Here is a 17,821-nt window from a genome sequence, read left to right as displayed (position 1 = left end):
GGCGTCATTTCCTCCGGCGGATCAAGGCATCGGCGGCGACGGCTCCATGGCCATCCGGCAATACCATAATAGGATTGATATCGAGTTCGTCGAGTTTGGAAGCGTTTGCAACGACATAGGATGCCGCGGCTGCGACAGTGTCTGTCAACGCCGCGACATCGCCCTTCGGACCGCCGCGATAGCCGTCGAGCAGTTTCCTGATTTTCAGGCCGTCAATTGCCGCCTTGATCATCGCTTCGGTGGCAGGTAGCGTCAGGATTGCGGAATCGTCGAGCAATTCCACCAGGATTCCGCCAGCCCCGATGGTCAGCACCGGACCCGCCACCGGATCGCGCATCGCCCCGATGATCAGTTCGGCGACTGGCCTGGCGATCATCCTCTCCACGAGATATCCTGCGGCGACCGACGCCATCGCTTCTGCTGCGGCGAGCACTTCTTCCCGGGTTGTCAGATTGAGCCTGACGGCACCGGCTTCGGTCTTGTGGGCAACGCCGAGACCCTTGAGTGCGACCGGGAAGCCGAGGGTTTCGGCGACCTCTGCAGCTTCCTTCGGCGTTACAGCGGTTTTACCTTGCGGTACAGCCACACCCGCTTGGGCGAGCTCCGCCTTGGCTTCAGCCTCCGTCAGTGTGGTGGCATCGCCGCCGGCTGCTGCGGCCTTGACGAGAGGCGGCGGGGCCGGCCTTGCCCAGGCGGCGCCGATTGCGGCCGCTGTCTCGGCCGCGGCGAGGGCCTCGTCGATGCCGAAGAAGGACACGACGCCTGCTGCCATCAAGGAGAGCGCGGTTTCCTCCGGCATGTTTTCGCCAAGGCTTGCGACGATGCCGGCGACGGCGCTCGTCGCGTTCGCCGCGTCGATCACCGCATCACAGGTCGTCGCCCAGTCTTCGGCGTTGCAGCGGTCGAGGCGAGGGAAATCGAGCACGATCAGGTTCAGCGCGTAGCCGCCCCGCATCATGGCGGTGAAGGCGGCGGTCTGCTTCTCGCGATTGCCCCAGACGAAGGTATGGTAGTCGAGCGGATTGGCGATCGTCACCATGTCGCCGAGACTTTCCCGCAGCGGCTGGCGCTGCTCGTCCTTGAGCGCTCGGAAGGCGACCTTGCGCCGGACGCCGGCATCCGCCATCAGCGAGGCTTCGCCGCCCGAACAGCTCATCGAGGAGATGTCGGCGCTGGGGAGGGGGCCATGAAGATGCAGAAGCTTCAGCGTTTCCAAAAGCTCCGGCAGCGTGTCGACGCGGCCGATGCCGAGCCGGGCGAGCACGGCCGAAGAGACGCGGTCATTGCCGGCGAGCGAAGCGGTGTGGGAAATCGTCGCGAGTTGCGCGGCCTCCGACTTGCCGATCTTCAGCGTCACCACCGGCTTACGCAATTCGCGGGCGCGGGTAGCGAGCCGCTCCAGCGCCTCGATACCGTCGAAACCTTCGATATGGAGCCCGACCGCGGTGACGCGCGGATCCTCGAGCACGGCGCAGGCGATGTCGGAGAGGCCGGTCTGCGCCTGGTTGCCAGCGGTCATCACATAGGCGAGCGGCAGCCCGCGTTTCTGCATCGAGATGTTACAGGCGATGTTGGAGGACTGGGTGAGGATCGCCACGCCGCGCTCGACGCGCAGCATGCCGTGCTGGTCCGGCCAGAGAAGCGCCCCGTCCAGCATGTTGATGAAGCCGTAGCAGTTGGGCCCGACGATCGGCATGTCACCTGCGGCGGCGACCAGCGCCTCCTGCAGGTCGTTGCCGTCGGCAAGCTCGCTCGCCGCCTCGCGGAAGCCTGAAGCGTAGCAGACCGCACCGCCGGCGCCGCGCGCCGCCAGATCACGGATGATCTCGATGGTCAATGCGCGGTTGACGCCAACAAAGGAAGCATCCGGCGCCTCCGGCAGGTCGGCGACCGAGCGATTGCAGCGGCGACCGAGGATTTCATCCTCGCGCGGATGGACCGGCCAGATTTTGCCGGCAAAACCCATCTTGTCGCATTGTTCGATGACGCGGCGCGCCTCCTTGCCGCCGAAGACCGCGATGGAGCGGGGGCGGATGAGGCGGTCGAGGGAGCGGGGAGGGGCGGTCATCGATTGCCTCCCTCGCGAATAAAGACGCCTCGATCTTTTTTGCTGGGGGGAGGGGCTTCTTGAAAACGCATATCGATCAAGACCACCATCCCTCAAGCCCCCAGCGGCCGGAGCAGATCGCGGCTGATGATGTGGCGCTGGATTTCCGAGGTACCGTCCCAGATGCGCTCGACGCGGGCGTCGCGCCAGAAGCGGGCGAGCGGCAGGTCGTCCATCAGCCCCATGCCGCCGTAGATCTGGATGGCTTCGTCGGTGACGCGGGCGAGCATTTCGGTGGCGTAGACCTTGGCCGAGGCGATCTCGCGGTTCGACGGCAGGCCCTGGTCGAGCCGCCAGGCGGCCGACAGCGTCAAGAGGTCGGCGGCATCGATTTCGGTGATCATGTCGGCGAGCTTGAAGGAGACGCCCTGATTGGCGCCGATCGGCTTGCCGAACTGCTTGCGCTCGGCCGCATAGGAGAGGGCATAATCGAAGGCGCGGCGGGCGCGGCCGACGGAGGTGGCGGCGACCGTCAGCCGTGTTGCGTAGAGCCAGTCATTGGCAAGATCGAAGCCTCTGTGAACTTCGCCGAGGATCTGCGAGGAGGGCAGCCGACAATCGTCGAAGGTCAGGATGCAGTTCTTATAGCCGCGATGCGAAACGGAGTTGTAGCCGTCGCGGATTTCGAAGCCGGGCGTGCCGCGATCGACGAGGAAACAGGTGATCTTCTTCTTCGGCCCGCGCGGTGTCTGCTCCTCGCCGGTGGCGATGAAGACGATGACGAAATCGGCGATGTCGGCGTGGCTGATGAAGTGCTTGGTGCCGTTGACGATCCAGTCGTCGCCGTCCTGTCTGGCGAAGCATTTCATCCCGCGCACATCGGAACCAGCGTCCGGCTCGGTCATCGCAAGCGCGTCGAACTTGTCACCCCGGATCGCCGGCAGCAGGTAACGCTCGCGCTGCTCTTCATTGCAGGCCATCAGGATGCCGGAGGGGCGGCCGAAGAAGACGGTCAGGCCCATCGAGCCGCGGCCGAGTTCGCGCTCAACGAGCGTGAAGGTCAGGTGATCGAGCCCGGCGCCGCCGACCTCTTCCGGAAAGTTGCAGGCGAAGAAGCCGAGCTCCTTGCACTTGCGGGCGATGTCCTGGCCAAGCTCCCGCGGCACGATGCCGGTGCGCTCGACCTCGTTCTCGTGCGGATAGATCTCGGTCTCGACGAAACTGCGGACCGTATCGACGATCATCTGCTGTTCTTCGGTCAGTGCGAAATTCATGGTTCTCCCTCGTCGTTCTTGTCCGCCTGCGTTCGCCCGCAGATCGCTCCTCAACGATCCGCTGGTGCTTTTCCCCTCACCCTAGCCCTCTCCCCGGAGAGAGGGGACTTGGATGACTCGGGGCAGCCGCCTCAGGCGCTAGCGTTTCTGCCCGACGTACCGTCCTGCACCTTCCGGCGCGGCGAGCTTCGCGTGGCCTTCCGCGATCGGCTTCAGCTTCTCCAGCACCGCGTCCGGCGCAGCGACAGACTTGCCGGCCTTGGCATCGACATGCAGCATCATCTGCTCGGCGGTGGCGATCACCTCACCAGAGGCGGCATCGTGGATCCTCGTGAAGAAGTGGATGCGCTTTTCGTCCGACGAAAGAATTTGCAGCGTCGTATGGAGTGCCTGGCCGAGCTTGGCCTCGCCGAGATGGCGGATATGCGTCTCGACGGTGTAGTAGCTGTGGCCCGCCTCCACATAGGCGAAGTCGACGCCGATCAGCCTGAGCAGCGCGTCCGACGTGTCGCCGAAGAGCTGCAGATAGCGGTGCTCGGTCATGTGACCGTTGTAGTCGACCCAGGCGGCGTTGACCTTGATTTCGACCAGGCGCAGGGGGCCGGAAGCGTCGTACGTCTTCGACTGATTGCCGCCCTTCGCCCAGAGGCGCTTCTCGAAATCGGCGAGCAGCTTGCCGGCGCCCCAGCCTTCGCCGTCATTGCCGGCTTTCAGCGCCTGCATGATGCCGACGAGGTTTTCGTCACGGATGCGTTCGAGCTCGCGGATCGAGCGGCCGGCGGCCTGGGCGTCAGATTGCGCGCCGATCTTCTCGACGAGTGCGTCGTCGAGATCGACGACGTCGGTGAACTTGGTCCAGGGCCATTTGAGGCAGGGACCGAACTGGGCGAGGAAGTGACGCATGCCCGATTCGCCGCCGGCGATACGATAGGTCTCGAACAGACCCATCTGGGCCCAGCGCATGCCGAAGGAGTAGCGCATGACATCGTCGAGCGTCTCGGTATCGCAGATATCGTCCTGGATCAGCCAGAGCGCCTCGCGCCAGAGCGCTTCGAGCAGCCGGTCGCCGACGAAGGCCTCGATTTCCTTGGCGATGACAACGCCTTTCATGCCGATCTCGGCGACGGCTGCTTCGGCGCGCTTGATCGTTTCCGGCGAAGTCTGCTTGCCGCCGACCAGCTCCACCAGCGGCAACAGGTAGACGGGGTTATAGGGGTGGGCCACGAACATACGGTCGGGATGCTTCATCTCGGCCTGCAGGTCCGATGGAAGCAGGCCGGAGGTGGAGGAGCCGATCAGCGCGTCGGGGCGGGCGAAGGCATCGATCTCGGTTACCACCCCGCGCTTCAGTTCCAGCCGTTCGGGAACGCTTTCCTGAATCCAGTCAACATCGTGGACGGCTTCCTGGATGCTTTTGCAGAAGACGAGTTTGCCGCGCGGCGGCAGCGGGGCCATGGTCAGCATGCCATAGGCCCGCTCGGCATTGGCCATGACCTCGCCGATGATGCGCTCGGCTTCCGGGTGCGGGTCGAAGATGTTGACGTCGATGCCGGCGAGCGCGAACCGCGCCGCCCAAGCCCCGCCGATGACGCCGCCGCCAACACAGGCGGCCCTGGTGATGATGCTCATTCCCTCTCCATCCCGTTTGTTCCGTGGGCGCCCCTCCGGCCCTTCGGCCACCCTCCCCACAAGGGGGAGGGATGGGTGGCTCCGGATCCTCTACGTCCCTCTTCGCTCCTTCGCCCTGCCGCTCGGTCTTTCGTAAGACTTGGCCAAGCATGCCGACGGTGACTTCGGGTTTGCCGGCGCGGCAGACTAAGCCGTCCCCCTTGTGGGGAAGGGAGGGGTCTTGTCACCGCTTCGTCAGCTTCAGCTTCTCGCGGACCTCTGCCGGTCCGATGATCTTTGCACCCATGCCCTCGATTACCGACGCGGCCTTTTCGACGAGCTGACCGTTCGTCGCGAGCTGCCCCTTGCCGACATAGAGATTGTCCTCCAGGCCGACGCGGACATTGCCGCCGGCGAGGATCGCCGCTGCCGGATATGCGAGCGCATTGCGGCCGATCGAGAAGGCCGAGAAGGTCCAGTTCGACGGCACGTTGTTGACCATCGCCATGAAGGTGTTGAGATCGTCCGGCGCGCCCCACGGAATGCCCATGCAGAGCTGGATCAGCACCGGATCCTCGATCAGGCCTTCCTCGACGAGCTGCTTGGCGAACCAGAGATGGCCGGTGTCGAAGGCCTCGATCTCGGGGCGGACGCCGAGGGCGGTCATCTGACGCGCCATCTCGCGCAGCATCGACGGCGTGTTGGTCATCACATACTCGCCGAGCGAGAAGTTCATCGTGCCGCAGTCGAGCGTGCAGATCTCCGGCCGGCATTCGGCGACATGGGCGACGCGCTCGGTGGCGCCGGCCATGTCGGTGCCTTTCTCGTTGAGCGGGAGGGGGTTTTCGACATTGCCGAAGACGAGGTCGCCGCCCATGCCGGCGGTCAGGTTGAGGACCATGTCGACATCGGCGGAGCGGATGCGGTCCGTCACCTCCCTGTAGAGGTCGAGGCGGCGAGCCGGCGTCCCGGTTTCGGGATCGCGGACATGGCAATGGACGATGGCGGCACCCGCCTTGGCCGCTTCGATCGCCGCTTCGGCGATCTGTTTCGGCGTGATCGGAACGTGGCCCGATTTCGAAACGGTGTCCCCCGAACCGGTGACGGCGCAAGTGATGAAGACCTCGCGGTTCATGCTGAGCGGCATAGCTGTCTCCCTTTTCGTTGCACCCATTACGGGCCAGAAAAGGCGACGCTGCTTTCCATAAATGGAGCGATCCTATACATTATCGGCACAAATGGGACGAAGTTTCGCCATGGACGCTCGGATTTCGCACGTGCAGCATGTTGATTTATTGATCCTGCCGGAGACCAATCTCATTCTTGTCGCCTCCGTCGTCGAGCCGCTGCGCGCCGCCAACCGGATCGCCGGGCGGGCGCTCTATAGCTGGACGATGTTCAGCCCGGACGGCGAAGCGATCGAGACCAAAAGCGGCATCCCGATCCCGGTGTCCGGCCCCTTTCGGCCGCTGCGCGAGACGGCGCCGCTCTTCGTGCTGTCGAGTTACAATTGGCGGCGCAGCGCCACCTCGCAGCTGAAGATGCTGCTGTCGCAGACGGCGCGGCACCGGGAGACGATGGCGGGGATCGAATCCGGTTCCTGGCTCTTGGCCGAGACGAGCCTCCTCGACAATTTTTCCGCCACGACCCATTGGGAAGACTTCGAGGATTTCGCCACCGCCTATCCGCAAGTGAGCATGGTTCGCGACCGTTTCGTCATCGATGGCAAGCGCATCACCACCGGCGGCTCGCTGCCGACGCTCGATCTGATGCTGGAACTGATCCGTCGTGCGCACGGCTATTCGCTGGCGCTCGAGGTCTCGCGCCTCTTCATCTACGAGCAGGAGCGCACGCGCGGCGACCTGCTGCAGGTGCCGGCGATCGGCAACATGCGCATTCTCGACAGTCGGGTCGGCGCGGCGGTCAAGCTGATGGAGGATACCGTCGAGGCGCCGCTGACACTCGCCAAGCTGGCACGCCGGATCGGCGTCAGCGCCCGGCACCTGCAAGACCTCTTCAAGGACACCATGGGGGTGGCCCCGCACGAGCACTATCTGGCGCTACGCCTCAATGCGGCGCGCCGCAAGGTGATCGAGACGCGAATAGAGTTTGCCGACATCGCGGCGATTTGCGGCTTCAACTCGTCGTCGTCGTTTTCGCGCAGCTACCGCGCCCACTATCGCGAGAGCCCGAGCGAGACGCGGCGGAGACTGAAGCTCAAGAGCTGATTCAACGACTTCAGAGAGTGATTCAGCGGAGGCCGTTTCCGTGAATTGAATCAGAGATTTATTGCCGGTTTGTCGGGAAGTGAATCATGCACGCGCCGCCTTGGCCGGAAGAGAACGAGGAAAAAATCCAATGCGCGATCTGGGGCTTGAAGAATTGATCAGGCAGGAACTCGGCGAGCGGCCGGGGCTCTCCGAAAAGCCGATGTTCGGCGGCCTGGCGTTTCTCGTGAACGGCAATCTCGTCTCCGGCGCCCGGGAGGACGGGATGCTGGTGAGGCTCGGCAAGGGCAATGACGGCTGGGCCCTGGCCCTCCCGGGCATTGCTCCGATGGTGATGGGCGAGCGTCGAATGCATGGCTGGGTGCGCGCAGGTGCCGAGGCCTATGGCGACGATGCCCTGAGGAGACGCCTGCTGGATGCGGCGCTCGGCTATGTGCTCTCGCTGCCGCCGAAGTGACCGCAGGCAGTGGCCAGGGGCGTAACGGGGGCGCGTTTTCACGCGCCCCCTCCTCAGATTTAGCGAAAGACGCCTCAGGCGTTGATTAGGGCGAGCTTGGCGCGCGCAGCGAGAATTTGCGCGCAGGCATTCGCAGCCTCCTCGCCCTTGACGACGAAATGGTCGCGGAAGAAGGCGATCAGCGGCTCGCTTTCCTGGAAGTTGTGGGGAGTGAGGACGGCCGAAAGCACCGGCACATCCGTGTCGAGCTGGACGCGCATCATACCGTCGAGCACGGTGCCGGCAACGAAGTCGTGGCGGTAAATGCCGCCATTGACGACGAAGGCGGTGCCGAGAATCGCAGAATAGCGTCCGGTCTTGGCGAGCTTCTGCGCATGCAGCGGAATTTCCAGTGCTCCCGGCACATCGAAGATCTCGACGTCGGCCGCGTTGCCGCCGAGCTTCGACCATTGCGCGACGAAGGCATCGACGCACTGGTCGACGATATCGGCGTGCCAGCGGGCGCGGACGATGGCGATCTTGGTGGAGGGGTGGGAAAGAATGGTCATGGTCTCAAGCCTTTCAGGGTTGGCATTTTTTCCAATGATCCCGTCGGGCGAACATGCATGCGCGGCTACCCCGCGAAAGGGGTTCGCACTGCTTGCTCTCTTCCATCCGGACTGTGACCGTCGGCTCCGGACTTCGACCGGATCTGCTGACCTTCAGGCACTGCATGATTCCTTTTAAGGGCGAAATCATGCAGCGACTCAAAAACTACAGCGACCCTTGCGCGTCAAACAGACGCGCGGCGCTGTAGGTGCCTGAAGCGCTCGCGGGCTTCGACCGTCGGATCGTTAGATCCACCGACCGCTACCGCCGGTGGGGAATTTCACCCCGCCCTGAGAACGCGTGCGACTATACACAGAGGTCGGCGCCGGTCAAACGCGCGCAACGACGAAAAAGCGAGAAATCACGACAGATTTCTTTCCGAACCTGGGAAGCCCAACAAAACATTCCGGCCCAGAGCTACTCCCGAATGACCAGCAGGTCCTTGGCGGCGAAGCGCAATGTCACATTCTCTCCCGCAACAGGGGGAGTGATGCCTGGGTCATTGAACATGTCGAACGAGATGACATCCTCGCCAACCCGCAGCTTGGTGCGGATCACTGACCCGAGGAAGCTCGTCGAGACAACTTCACCGGGAAGCGCTGTGTCGCCCCTCGCGCCCTCGGCGATGGACCCCGCTTCCGGCCGGAGCGCCAGCGAGATACCGTCTCCGCCCTTCAGGGCGGCGATCGGCTCCTTCAGCGAGATCCGGTGTCCGCCGACGATCACGGCACCGGTGGCGGGGTCGGCCACCTTGCCTTCGATGATGTTGAGCGTGCCGACGAAGGAGGCGACGAAGCGGGTCGCCGGCGTATTGTAGATCTCGAAGGGGGTGCCGATCTGGTCGGCGCGGCCGGCGTTCATGACGACGATGCGGTCGGAGATCGAAAGCGCCTCCTCCTGGTCGTGGGTGACGAACACCGTGGTGATACCGAGCTGCTGCTGGATCTGCCGGATCTCTTCGCGCAGCGAGATGCGGATCTTCGCATCGAGTGCCGAGAGCGGCTCGTCGAGCAGCAGCACTTGCGGCTTGACGGCAAGCGCGCGGGCAAGTGCCACGCGCTGCTGCTGGCCGCCGGACAATTGATAGGGGAAGCGGTCCGCCAGGTGCTCGAGCTTGATGAGCCCGAGCATCTGCTTCACCCGTATATCAATATCCGTTTTGGAGGCGCCGGCGACCTTCAGGCCGAAGGCGACATTGTCCTGCACGTTCATGTTCGGGAAAAGTGCGTAGGCCTGGAACACCATGCCGATGTTGCGCTGGTTTGGTTTCAGCGTGCCCTGGTCCTTGCCATTGATGACGATCGAACCGGCGGACGGCGTCTCGAAACCTGCGATCATCCGCAGGACCGTGGTCTTGCCGCAGCCGGACGGGCCGAGGAAGGACACGAACTCTCCCTTGTTAATGCCCATGTCGAAATTATGGACGACCTGAACCGGGCCGAAGGACTTCTGGATATTGGTCAGTGTCAGGAATGCCATGTGATCAAGCCTTGGGCGAAACGGATTTCTGGAAACGGGAGACGAGCTGGAGCAGCCCCATGCTGAGCCAGGTGATGGCAAAGGCGATGACTGCGAGCGCCGAGGGCTCATAGGCCTTGTTGGCGCCGACGAGCTGCAGATAAGGACCGAAGGCCGGCCGGTTGAGCAACGCCGCCATGGTGAATTCGCCCATCACGATCGCGAAGGTGATGAAGGCGCCGGAAAGCACGCCGCTCATCACATTCGGGAAGATGCAGCGGAAGAGGATCGTCGGCCACTTGGCGCCGAGACTTTCCGCCGCTTCCGTCAGCGTCCTGACATCGATCGCCCGCATCGCCGTATCGACGGCGCGGTACATGTAGGGGAGCGACAGCGTCATGTAGGAGAACATCAGCAGCGCATTGGTGCCCGAGGTCGAGCCGGTCAGCGGCAGGATCGACGAGGAATTGTAGAGCCGGAGATAACCGAAGACGATGACGATCGCCGGGATGACGAGCGGCAGGAGGGTGACGAATTCCACCACCGGGCGGACCTGCGGCAGGCGCAGCCGCACCCAATAGGCCGTCGGTACGACGAGCAGCATGCCGAAGATGATCGTCAGCACAGCCATCAGCATCGAATAGCCGAAAGTCTCGCGGAACTGGATGTCGGAGAAAACCGATGCGTAGGCGTCGAAGGAATAGGCGCCGCGACGCATGCGCAGCGAGAACTCCAGCGTGCCGAGCAGCGGAACGATGAAATAGCTCGCTCCGATGGCGATGGCGATCCAGGCGCCGAGGCGTTGTGCTTTCATTTCTGCCACCGTTCGGCGCGCATGCGCAGCCAGATATAAAGAATGTTGGAAATGCCGGTGATGACGATCATGCCGAGCGCCAGCGCGTAGCCGAGGTTCGGGTTGTGCAGCACGTCGCCGCGGATCTGAGCGTAGAGCAGGATGGGCACGATGTTGAGCGAACTGCCGGTCAGCGCGTAAGCCGTGGCGATGGCGCCGAAGGCATTGGCGAAAAGCAGAAGCGTCGTACCGAGCAGGCTCGGCCAGAGGATCGGCAGTGCCACCATTCGCCAATATTGCCAGGTGGAGGCGCCGAGGATTTCGGCGGCTTCGCGCCACTCTTTCTTCAGCCCGTCCAGCGCCGGCGTCAGGATCAGCACCATCAGCGGGATCTGGAAATACATGTAGGTGATGGTGAGACCGGAGAAGCTCAGGAGATTGAAGCCGGTTCCGTACAGATTGAAGCCGAACCAGTCACGCAGGAAGACGGTGACGAGGCCGGTGCGGCCGAGCGTCGACAGGAAGGCGAAGGCCAGCGGCACGCCGGCGAAATTCGAGGCGACGCCGGAAAAAGTCAGCAGGCCGGAGCGGATCCAGTTCGGCACGCCGCCGAGCACGATCGCCCAGGCGAGGAAGAAGCCGATCAGCGCGCCGCCGAGCGAGGAGGCGACCGAGACGCGGATCGAGATCCAGTAGGCGCTCATGATCGACGGGGTGAAGAGATCGCCGAGGTTCTTGAAGGTGAACGCCCCCTCGGGCGTCAGAAAGGCGCCGGTGACGAGATAGAGTGTCGGAACAATCAGGAACAGAAGCGCGAAGATTGCGAAGGGTGCGATGCCGAGCCAATCGATGACCGCTCGTTTGCTGATCAGAGGTGCTGTCGCTGTAGTCGTGGTCATGAAGGCTTCGGCCGTTCCGGTGTCGGAGGAAGTAGGCCTCCCCGCCGATGAGCGGGGAGGCGTTTGCATCACTGCACGTTGGCGCCGACGACGCTGTCCCACTTGGTGGTGATCGCTTCCTTGCCGGCAGCCTGCTCCTCGAGCGTCGGGAAGACGGCCTTTTCATAGGCCGCTGCCGGCGGCAGCTTGTCGAGCATTTCCTGCGGGATCTTGCCGTTCTTGGCCAGGTCGTTGAAGCGGATCGGGTGGCAATAGCCCTTCAGCCAGCCGAGCTGGCCTTCGTCCGAATAGAGATATTCCATCCACAGCTTGGCGGCGTTCGGATGCGGGGCGTAGGCCGAGATCGCCTGAACATAGACGCCGGCGACGACGCCGGAGGCCGGAACGACGACCTCTACCGGCGGGTTGCCGTTGAGGCTGTCGCGCCAGGAGAGACCGTTATAGTCCCAGGCGATGATGATCGGGGTCGAGCCTTGCGCGAGCGAAGCGGACTTGCCGATGACCGGAACGAAGTTGCCGGCCTTGTTGACTTCGGCGAAGAAGGCGAGGCCTGCCTCACCCGCCTTGGCGGCATCCTTTTCACCGGCGGAAAGGCCGGCGGCATAGACGGCCTGCACGGCCTGGTTGGACGCGCGCGGATCGCCGGCGAGCGCGACCGAGTTCGCGTAGTCCGACTTCTTGAGGTCCGCCCAGTCCTTCGGCACTTCCTTGACGATGTCGGTGTTCACGACGAAGGAGAGAACACCGTAATAGTCGCCGTACCAGAAGCCTTCCGGATCCTTGGCGCTGTCCGGGATCGTGTCCCAGGTCGAGACCTTGTAGGGCTGGATCAGGCCTTCGGCCTTGGCCGAGGGGCCGAAGGACAGGCCGACGTCGATCACGTCAGGCGCCTGCGGGCCGGTGTTGCCCTTGTTGGCCTTGATCGCTTCGATCTCGTCACCCGAACCGGCGTCCGGGTTCAGTTCGTTGACCTCGATGCCGTACTTGGCCTTGAAGCCGGCAATGACGTCGCCATAACCGCACCAGCTGTGCGGAAGCGCGATGGTCGTCAGCGTGCCTTCCTTCTTGGCGGCGGCGATGAGCTCTTCGCTCGGTTCGGCAGCGGCCACAGCCGTGGTTGCCAGCAGCATGGCGGTCGAGAGCGAGAGCAGGCGTTGAGTCCTTGAAATCACTGGTGTTCTCCTTATCGGTTTTCAGTCAACTTCGGCGATGCTGTTAAAGTGGCGCGATGAAACTTGTGTGACAGGCCTTTTTCCCGTTTGCGGCGAGAACGCCGCTTTGGCCGGGCTTGCGTTCCAAGGGGTGCGCGGCGCGCCTTGCACCTTCAATCCTTCATCCGGACATTCAGTCTGCGACCGGTACCTCCTAGCCTGGCTTGCGAAAGATGCGTGTCGAATCGAAGAGGCCCTCGAGCGTCTTCATTCGATCCCTCGTCTCGTCCCAATTCGAGCTCTGCACCGCCTCGATCAGCGTCTCGACGAGAAACAGCAGCATGACCGAGCTGTCCCAGGCCGAGGGCACCTCGATCTGGGCGCGGAAAACCTTGGAGGCGGACTTGGCGATTGGCGAACCCCATTGGTCGGTGAAGAGGATGATCTCGACGCCCCGGTTGCGGGCCGAGCGGGCGAGGGTCTCCATTTCCTGTTCGTAGCGACGGATATCGAACAGGATCAGGACGTCGCCCTGTTTCATGTCGAGAACGTAGTGCGGCCACGAGCTCGGATTGGCGGCAATCTGCGTGACGCCGGTGCGGATGACCTGGAGATGGGTGAAGAGATAATCGCCCATCGAGCGGGTGATACGGCCGCCGACGAGATAGACATTTCGCTTACGGTCGGCGACGAGGGCCGCCGCCTGATCGAATTCGACGGGCTCGATCTGCGATAGCGTCTGGCGCATGTTGCCCATGATGGCATCGGCGAAGCGGTTGAGGATGTGGGTGCCCGGTGCGCTTGCCGCCCAGCGATCGTGCTTGGCGATCGGATTGGAGATCGTCGCCTCCAATTCCTGGTGCAGCCTCGACTGGAAATCGGGAAAGCCGCGGAAACCGAGCTTCTGCACCATGCGTGCCACCGTTGGCGTCGAAACGCCGGCGTTCTCGGCGACCGTGGTGATCGAGCCGAGACCGGAGACCGGATAGTTGTCGAGAAGTGTCTCCGCCAAACGCTTCTCGGCGCGCGTCAGCACCGCGAAATGTGCGTTGATCACATCCAACACCGTCATGGATGCCGTGTTGCCGTTCAATGTCATGCCCCTCAGCCGGTCTTTGCCAGCTTGAAGGAAATTAAACATCGCGGCCCCAATTGGAGTCAATGGAAATCTGAAGAGATCGTTTCAGATTTTTATTGACACTCGCTGATTCGTGAAGAATTCTTTTCATCAACATCGTCTGACGAGGCAATGGGGAGCCGGTTTTGACGGGGCTTTTGACGCAGGCAGAAGGCGAGCCGGTCGCCATTGAGAATGCCGATGCGAAAGGAGATTTCCTCTTCGTCTGCGAGCATGCGTCCAGCCGTCTGCCCGAGCGCCTCGGAACGCTTGGGCTTTCCAAGGAGGCGCTTGAAAGCCACATCGCCTGGGACCCGGGTGCGCTGGCGGTTTCGAGGCTGCTTGCCGGGAAAGTGGACGGCACGCTCATTCATCAGCGTTTTTCGCGCCTCGTCTATGACTGCAATCGGCCTCCGGATTCCGACGCTGCAACACCGGTCGTCAGCGAGGTCTACGAGGTGCCGGGGAACCGATCGATGTCGGCGGCGGAGCGCCAGGCGCGGATCGACGAGATATACCTGCCGTTCCACGATGCGGTGTCCGAGTTCGTCGTCGGCCGCAAGGCGGCCGGCAGGCTTCCCATCCTCGTCACCATGCACAGCTTCACGCCGGTCTATTTCGGCAAGCCGCGCAACGTCGAGCTCGGCATCCTCCACGACGCCGACAGTCGGCTCGCCGATCGCATGCTGGCGGCCGCGACGGCGGGGCAGGTTGCATACGACATCCGTCGCAATGAGCCCTATGGGCCGACAGACGGGGTAACGCATAGCTTGATAGAATACGGCGTCCGTTATGGGCTGCCGAACGTGATGATCGAGATCAGAAACGATCTCATTCGCAACGAGATCGGCCAAAGGGTCATGGCCGATTATCTGGAAGGGCTGTTCGCCAGAAGCGTGGCCGCCCTTCCGAAAAGATAAAAAGACCCAGGGGAGCGGCAAAGCCGCGGTCCTGTTCCTGTGCCGGAACAGGAGGTGACATGACCTTTCGCAATGGCGCGCCGGGTCAGGAGAAACAGGGGAAAGAGATGTCAGACTACACCGAAACCGATAAGAAGCAGGATCTGCAAGTCCTGCATTCGATGGGCTATGCCCAGGAACTCGAGCGGCGAATGAGCCAGTTCTCGAATTTCGCCGTATCCTTCTCAATCATTTGTATCCTATCAGGCGGCATCAACTCGCTGGCGCAGGCGACCGCCGGTGCGGGCGGAGCGGCAATCGGCATAGGCTGGCCGCTTGGATGCTTCATCTCGCTCGTCTTCGCGGTTGCCATGGCGCAGATCAGCTCCGCCTATCCGACGGCCGGCGGCCTCTATCACTGGGGCTCGATCCTCGGGAACCGTTTTACCGGCTGGGTGACGGCGTGGTTCAACCTCCTCGGGCTGGTCACGGTTCTCGGCGCCATCAATGTCGGTACCTATTATTTCTTCATGGGTTCGTTCGGCACGCCCTATCTGGGACTGGAGGACTCGACGACCACGCGCATCGTATTCCTGGCCATCATCACCGGCGCGCAGGCGCTGGTGAACCATATGGGAATCGGGCTGACGGCGAAGCTCACCGACTTCTCGGGTTATCTGATCTTCGCGACCGCGATCCTGCTGGCGATTGCCTGCCTTGCAGCAGCCGACTCTTACGAGATCGGCAGGCTCTTCACCTTCGCGAACTATTCCGGCGAAGCAGGCGGCAATGTCTGGCCGCAGACTTCCGGAACCTGGGTCTTCCTGCTCGGCCTGCTGCTGCCGATCTACACGATCACCGGCTATGACGCTTCGGCGCATACATCGGAAGAAACGGTCAAGGCGGCCGAATCGGTGCCGCGCGGCATGGTCTCCTCGGTGCTCTGGTCGGCGCTCTTCGGCTACATCATGCTGTGCGCCTTCGTGCTGATGATCCCGAACATGGACGAGGCTGCCAAGCAGGGCTGGAACGTCTTCTTCTGGGCGATGGACGCACAGGTCCACCCGGTCATCAAGGACATACTCTATCTCGCCATCTTCGTCAGCCAGTGGCTGTGCGGCCTGGCAACGGTCACTTCGGTCTCGCGCATGATCTTCGCCTTCTCGCGCGATGGCGGTCTGCCGGCCTCCAAGGCTCTTTCGAAGGTAAGCCCCACCTATCGCACGCCCGTTGCGGCGATCTGGACGGGCTCGATCCTCGCAGTGCTGTTCGTCTGGGGCTCGTCGCTCGTCTCGATCGGCGAAACGCCGGTCTATACGATCGTCGTCTCGTGCACGGTCATCTTCCTGTTCTTCTCCTTCGCGATCCCGATCACGCTCGGCCTTTTCGCCTGGGGAACGTCGAAATGGGACAAGATGGGGCCCTGGAACCTCGGCGAAGGAATGTTCAAGCTGTTTGCGATCCTGTCGATCATCGCGATGGTGCTGATCTTCGTGCTCGGCATTCAGCCGCCGAATGACTGGGCGCTCTACATCACCGTCGGCTTCCTCGTCGTCACCGGCATCATCTGGTTCGGCTTCGAGAACCGCCGCTTCCGCGGGCCGCCGATCGGCGATGAGGTCGCGCGCCGCCAGGCCGAGATCGCTGCGGCCGAAAAGGCCGTCGGCGAAGTCTAAGAAGACAAAAAGAGGGCGGAGATCGCACTTGCGGTCTCCGCTTCGTATTGGCGGCTACGGGAACGGCCGCGCCGAAACATGGGATTTGACTTTCATGAGCTACTCGTTCGAGGAACTGAAGGAAGATGTCGCCGCCGGCCGCATCGATACGGTGCTCGCCTGCCAGGTGGACATGCAGGGCCGCCTGATGGGCAAGCGCTTTCACGCGCAATATTTCGTCGACAGCGCCTGGAAGGAAACGCATAGCTGCAACTATCTGCTGGCGACCGACATGGAGATGGAGACCGTGCCCGGCTACAAGGCGACGAGCTGGGAGAAGGGCTACGGCGACTACACGATGAAGCCGGATCTTGGGACGCTTCGGCGCATTCCCTGGCTCGAGGGCACGGCGCTGGTCCTCTGCGACGTTCTCGATCACCATACCCATGAGGAGGTGCCGCATTCGCCGCGTGCCATCCTCAAGAAGCAGATCGCGCGGCTCGAGGCCATGGGCCTCAAAGCCTTCATGGCGAGTGAGCTCGAATTCTTCCTGTTCGATCAGTCCTACGAAGATGCGCGCCTGTCCGGCTACCGCGACCTGCAGCTCGCCAGCGGCTACAACGAGGACTATCACATCTTCCAGACCACCAAGGAAGAAGACGTGATGCGGGCGATCCGCAACGGCCTCCAGGGTGCGGACATTCCGGTCGAGAATTCCAAGGGGGAAGCCTCCGCCGGCCAGGAGGAGATCAACGTCCGCTACTCTGACGCGCTGACGATGGCCGACCGTCACGCCATCATCAAGAATGGCTGCAAGGAGATTGCCTGGTCGCGCGGCAAGGCGATCACCTTCCTCGCCAAATGGAACTATTCCGCCGCGGGGTCCTCGTCGCACGTCCACCAATCTCTGTGGAGCCTCGACGGCAAGACGCCGCTATTCTACGACAAGGAAGGGCGTTACGGCATGTCCGAGCTGATGCGGCACTACGTGGCCGGATTGCTCGCCCATGCGAGCGAGATCACCTATTTCCTGGCGCCTTACATCAATTCCTACAAGCGCTTCATGGCCGGGACATTTGCGCCGACGAAAGCGATCTGGAGCAAGGACAACCGCACCGCCGGCTATCGCCTTTGCGGCGACGAAACCAAGGCGATCCGCATCGAATGCCGAGTCGGCGGGTCCGACCTTAACCCCTATCTCGCCTTCGCTGCTTTGATCGCGGCCGGCATTTCCGGCATCGAGAACAAGCTGGAGCTCGAAGCGCCCTTCGTCGGCGATGCCTATCACGGCAAGGACGTGCGCGAAATTCCGCATACGCTCAGGGCGGCAACCGACGCCCTGACGGAGTCCAAGATGTTGCGTGAGGCGTTCGGCGAAGAGGTCATCGACCACTATACTCGCGCCGCCCGGTGGGAGCAGGAGGAATACGACCGGCGCGTCACCGATTGGGAGGTGGCGCGGGGGTTCGAACGAGCATAGGGCACGACCTCTCCCCACCCCCCCCACAAGGGGGAGGGGCTCCCGTTGCCGCCCCGTCTTCGCTGGCCCGAGCCGCCGCCAACTGTGGAAACGTTGCGTTCGGCGAGGCGATGCCGCCCGTAAGTCCCTCCCCCTTGTGGGGAGGGGTTGGGGAGGGGAAGGTGAAG

General features: G+C 62.9%; 15 protein-coding genes and 1 riboswitch. Of the genes, 5 read left to right on the top strand and 10 right to left on the bottom strand.

All coding sequences use genetic code 11. From position 1 onward, the window contains the following. Window positions 1-4: 4 nt before the first annotated feature. From USDA257_RS22160 to USDA257_RS22145, 4 genes are all read right to left on the bottom strand, one after another. Window positions 5-2,068, bottom strand: coding sequence for an acetate--CoA ligase family protein (locus tag USDA257_RS22160; RefSeq protein ID WP_014765215.1), 2,064 nt, complete (start codon window positions 2,066-2,068; stop codon window positions 5-7). A 92-nt stretch (window positions 2,069-2,160) separates the two neighbouring features. Beyond that, on the bottom strand, window positions 2,161-3,321 hold the full coding sequence (locus tag USDA257_RS22155) for an acyl-CoA dehydrogenase family protein (RefSeq protein ID WP_014765214.1): 1,161 nt from the start codon (window positions 3,319-3,321) through the stop codon (window positions 2,161-2,163). 138 nt (window positions 3,322-3,459) lie between these two features. Beyond that, complete coding sequence (locus tag USDA257_RS22150) at window positions 3,460-4,950, bottom strand: carnitine 3-dehydrogenase (protein WP_014765213.1); 1,491 nt, start codon at window positions 4,948-4,950, stop codon at window positions 3,460-3,462. 223 nt (window positions 4,951-5,173) lie between these two features. Beyond that, on the bottom strand, window positions 5,174-6,076 hold the full coding sequence (locus USDA257_RS22145; RefSeq protein ID WP_014765212.1) for a 3-keto-5-aminohexanoate cleavage protein: 903 nt from the start codon (window positions 6,074-6,076) through the stop codon (window positions 5,174-5,176). Between the two features lie 109 nt (window positions 6,077-6,185). Between USDA257_RS22145 and USDA257_RS22140 the strand changes: the two genes are divergently transcribed. After that, the gene (locus USDA257_RS22140) at window positions 6,186-7,157 is read left to right on the top strand and encodes a GlxA family transcriptional regulator (protein WP_014765211.1); all 972 of its coding nucleotides are present in this window, start codon (window positions 6,186-6,188) and stop codon (window positions 7,155-7,157) included. A 130-nt stretch (window positions 7,158-7,287) separates the two neighbouring features. Beyond that, a complete protein-coding gene (locus USDA257_RS22135) occupies window positions 7,288-7,614 on the top strand; it encodes a TfoX/Sxy family protein (protein WP_014765210.1) in 327 nt (108 codons plus the stop codon). Window positions 7,615-7,688: 74 nt separating this feature from the next. Here the strand turns inward: USDA257_RS22135 and USDA257_RS22130 are convergent, their stop codons facing one another. From USDA257_RS22130 to USDA257_RS22105, 6 genes are all read right to left on the bottom strand, one after another. Beyond that, window positions 7,689-8,162 carry a 6,7-dimethyl-8-ribityllumazine synthase gene (locus tag USDA257_RS22130; protein ID WP_014765209.1) on the bottom strand — a complete coding sequence of 158 codons (474 nt, stop codon included), beginning with the start codon at window positions 8,160-8,162 and terminating at the stop codon, window positions 7,689-7,691. Between the two features lie 90 nt (window positions 8,163-8,252). Beyond that, window positions 8,253-8,504, bottom strand: a riboswitch (FMN riboswitch). A 115-nt stretch (window positions 8,505-8,619) separates the two neighbouring features. Then, window positions 8,620-9,681 (bottom strand): ABC transporter ATP-binding protein, encoded by a 1,062-nt coding sequence (locus USDA257_RS22125; RefSeq protein WP_014765208.1) that lies wholly within the window; start codon window positions 9,679-9,681, stop codon window positions 8,620-8,622. Window positions 9,682-9,685: 4 nt separating this feature from the next. After that, complete coding sequence (locus tag USDA257_RS22120; protein ID WP_014765207.1) at window positions 9,686-10,474, bottom strand: ABC transporter permease; 789 nt, start codon at window positions 10,472-10,474, stop codon at window positions 9,686-9,688. After that, a complete protein-coding gene (locus USDA257_RS22115) occupies window positions 10,471-11,352 on the bottom strand; it encodes an ABC transporter permease (protein WP_041414524.1) in 882 nt (293 codons plus the stop codon). The genes USDA257_RS22120 and USDA257_RS22115 overlap by 4 nt, the downstream gene beginning before the upstream one ends. A gap of 68 nt (window positions 11,353-11,420) precedes the next feature. Then, window positions 11,421-12,524, bottom strand: a complete 1,104-nt coding sequence (locus USDA257_RS22110) for an ABC transporter substrate-binding protein (protein ID WP_014765205.1) — start codon at window positions 12,522-12,524, stop codon at window positions 11,421-11,423. Window positions 12,525-12,717: 193 nt separating this feature from the next. Next, window positions 12,718-13,596 carry a MurR/RpiR family transcriptional regulator gene (locus USDA257_RS22105; RefSeq protein WP_041415507.1) on the bottom strand — a complete coding sequence of 293 codons (879 nt, stop codon included), beginning with the start codon at window positions 13,594-13,596 and terminating at the stop codon, window positions 12,718-12,720. Between the two features lie 170 nt (window positions 13,597-13,766). Between USDA257_RS22105 and USDA257_RS22100 the strand changes: the two genes are divergently transcribed. From USDA257_RS22100 to USDA257_RS22090, 3 genes are all read left to right on the top strand, one after another. Then, window positions 13,767-14,540, top strand: a complete 774-nt coding sequence (locus USDA257_RS22100) for an N-formylglutamate amidohydrolase (protein WP_014765203.1) — start codon at window positions 13,767-13,769, stop codon at window positions 14,538-14,540. A 107-nt stretch (window positions 14,541-14,647) separates the two neighbouring features. Next, window positions 14,648-16,195: an amino acid permease gene (locus USDA257_RS22095; RefSeq protein ID WP_014765202.1), complete on the top strand. Its 1,548-nt coding sequence runs from the start codon at window positions 14,648-14,650 to the stop codon at window positions 16,193-16,195. 94 nt (window positions 16,196-16,289) lie between these two features. Next, window positions 16,290-17,654, top strand: coding sequence for a glutamine synthetase family protein (locus USDA257_RS22090; RefSeq protein WP_014765201.1), 1,365 nt, complete (start codon window positions 16,290-16,292; stop codon window positions 17,652-17,654). The last annotated feature ends 167 nt before the right edge of the window (window positions 17,655-17,821 follow it).

The organism is Sinorhizobium fredii USDA 257, from assembly GCF_000265205.3.
In the GTDB taxonomy this organism is placed as follows: domain Bacteria; phylum Pseudomonadota; class Alphaproteobacteria; order Rhizobiales; family Rhizobiaceae; genus Sinorhizobium; species Sinorhizobium fredii_B.
Note: the sequence above shows the minus strand (reverse complement) of the source record. Positions and strands in the feature narration are given on the sequence as shown.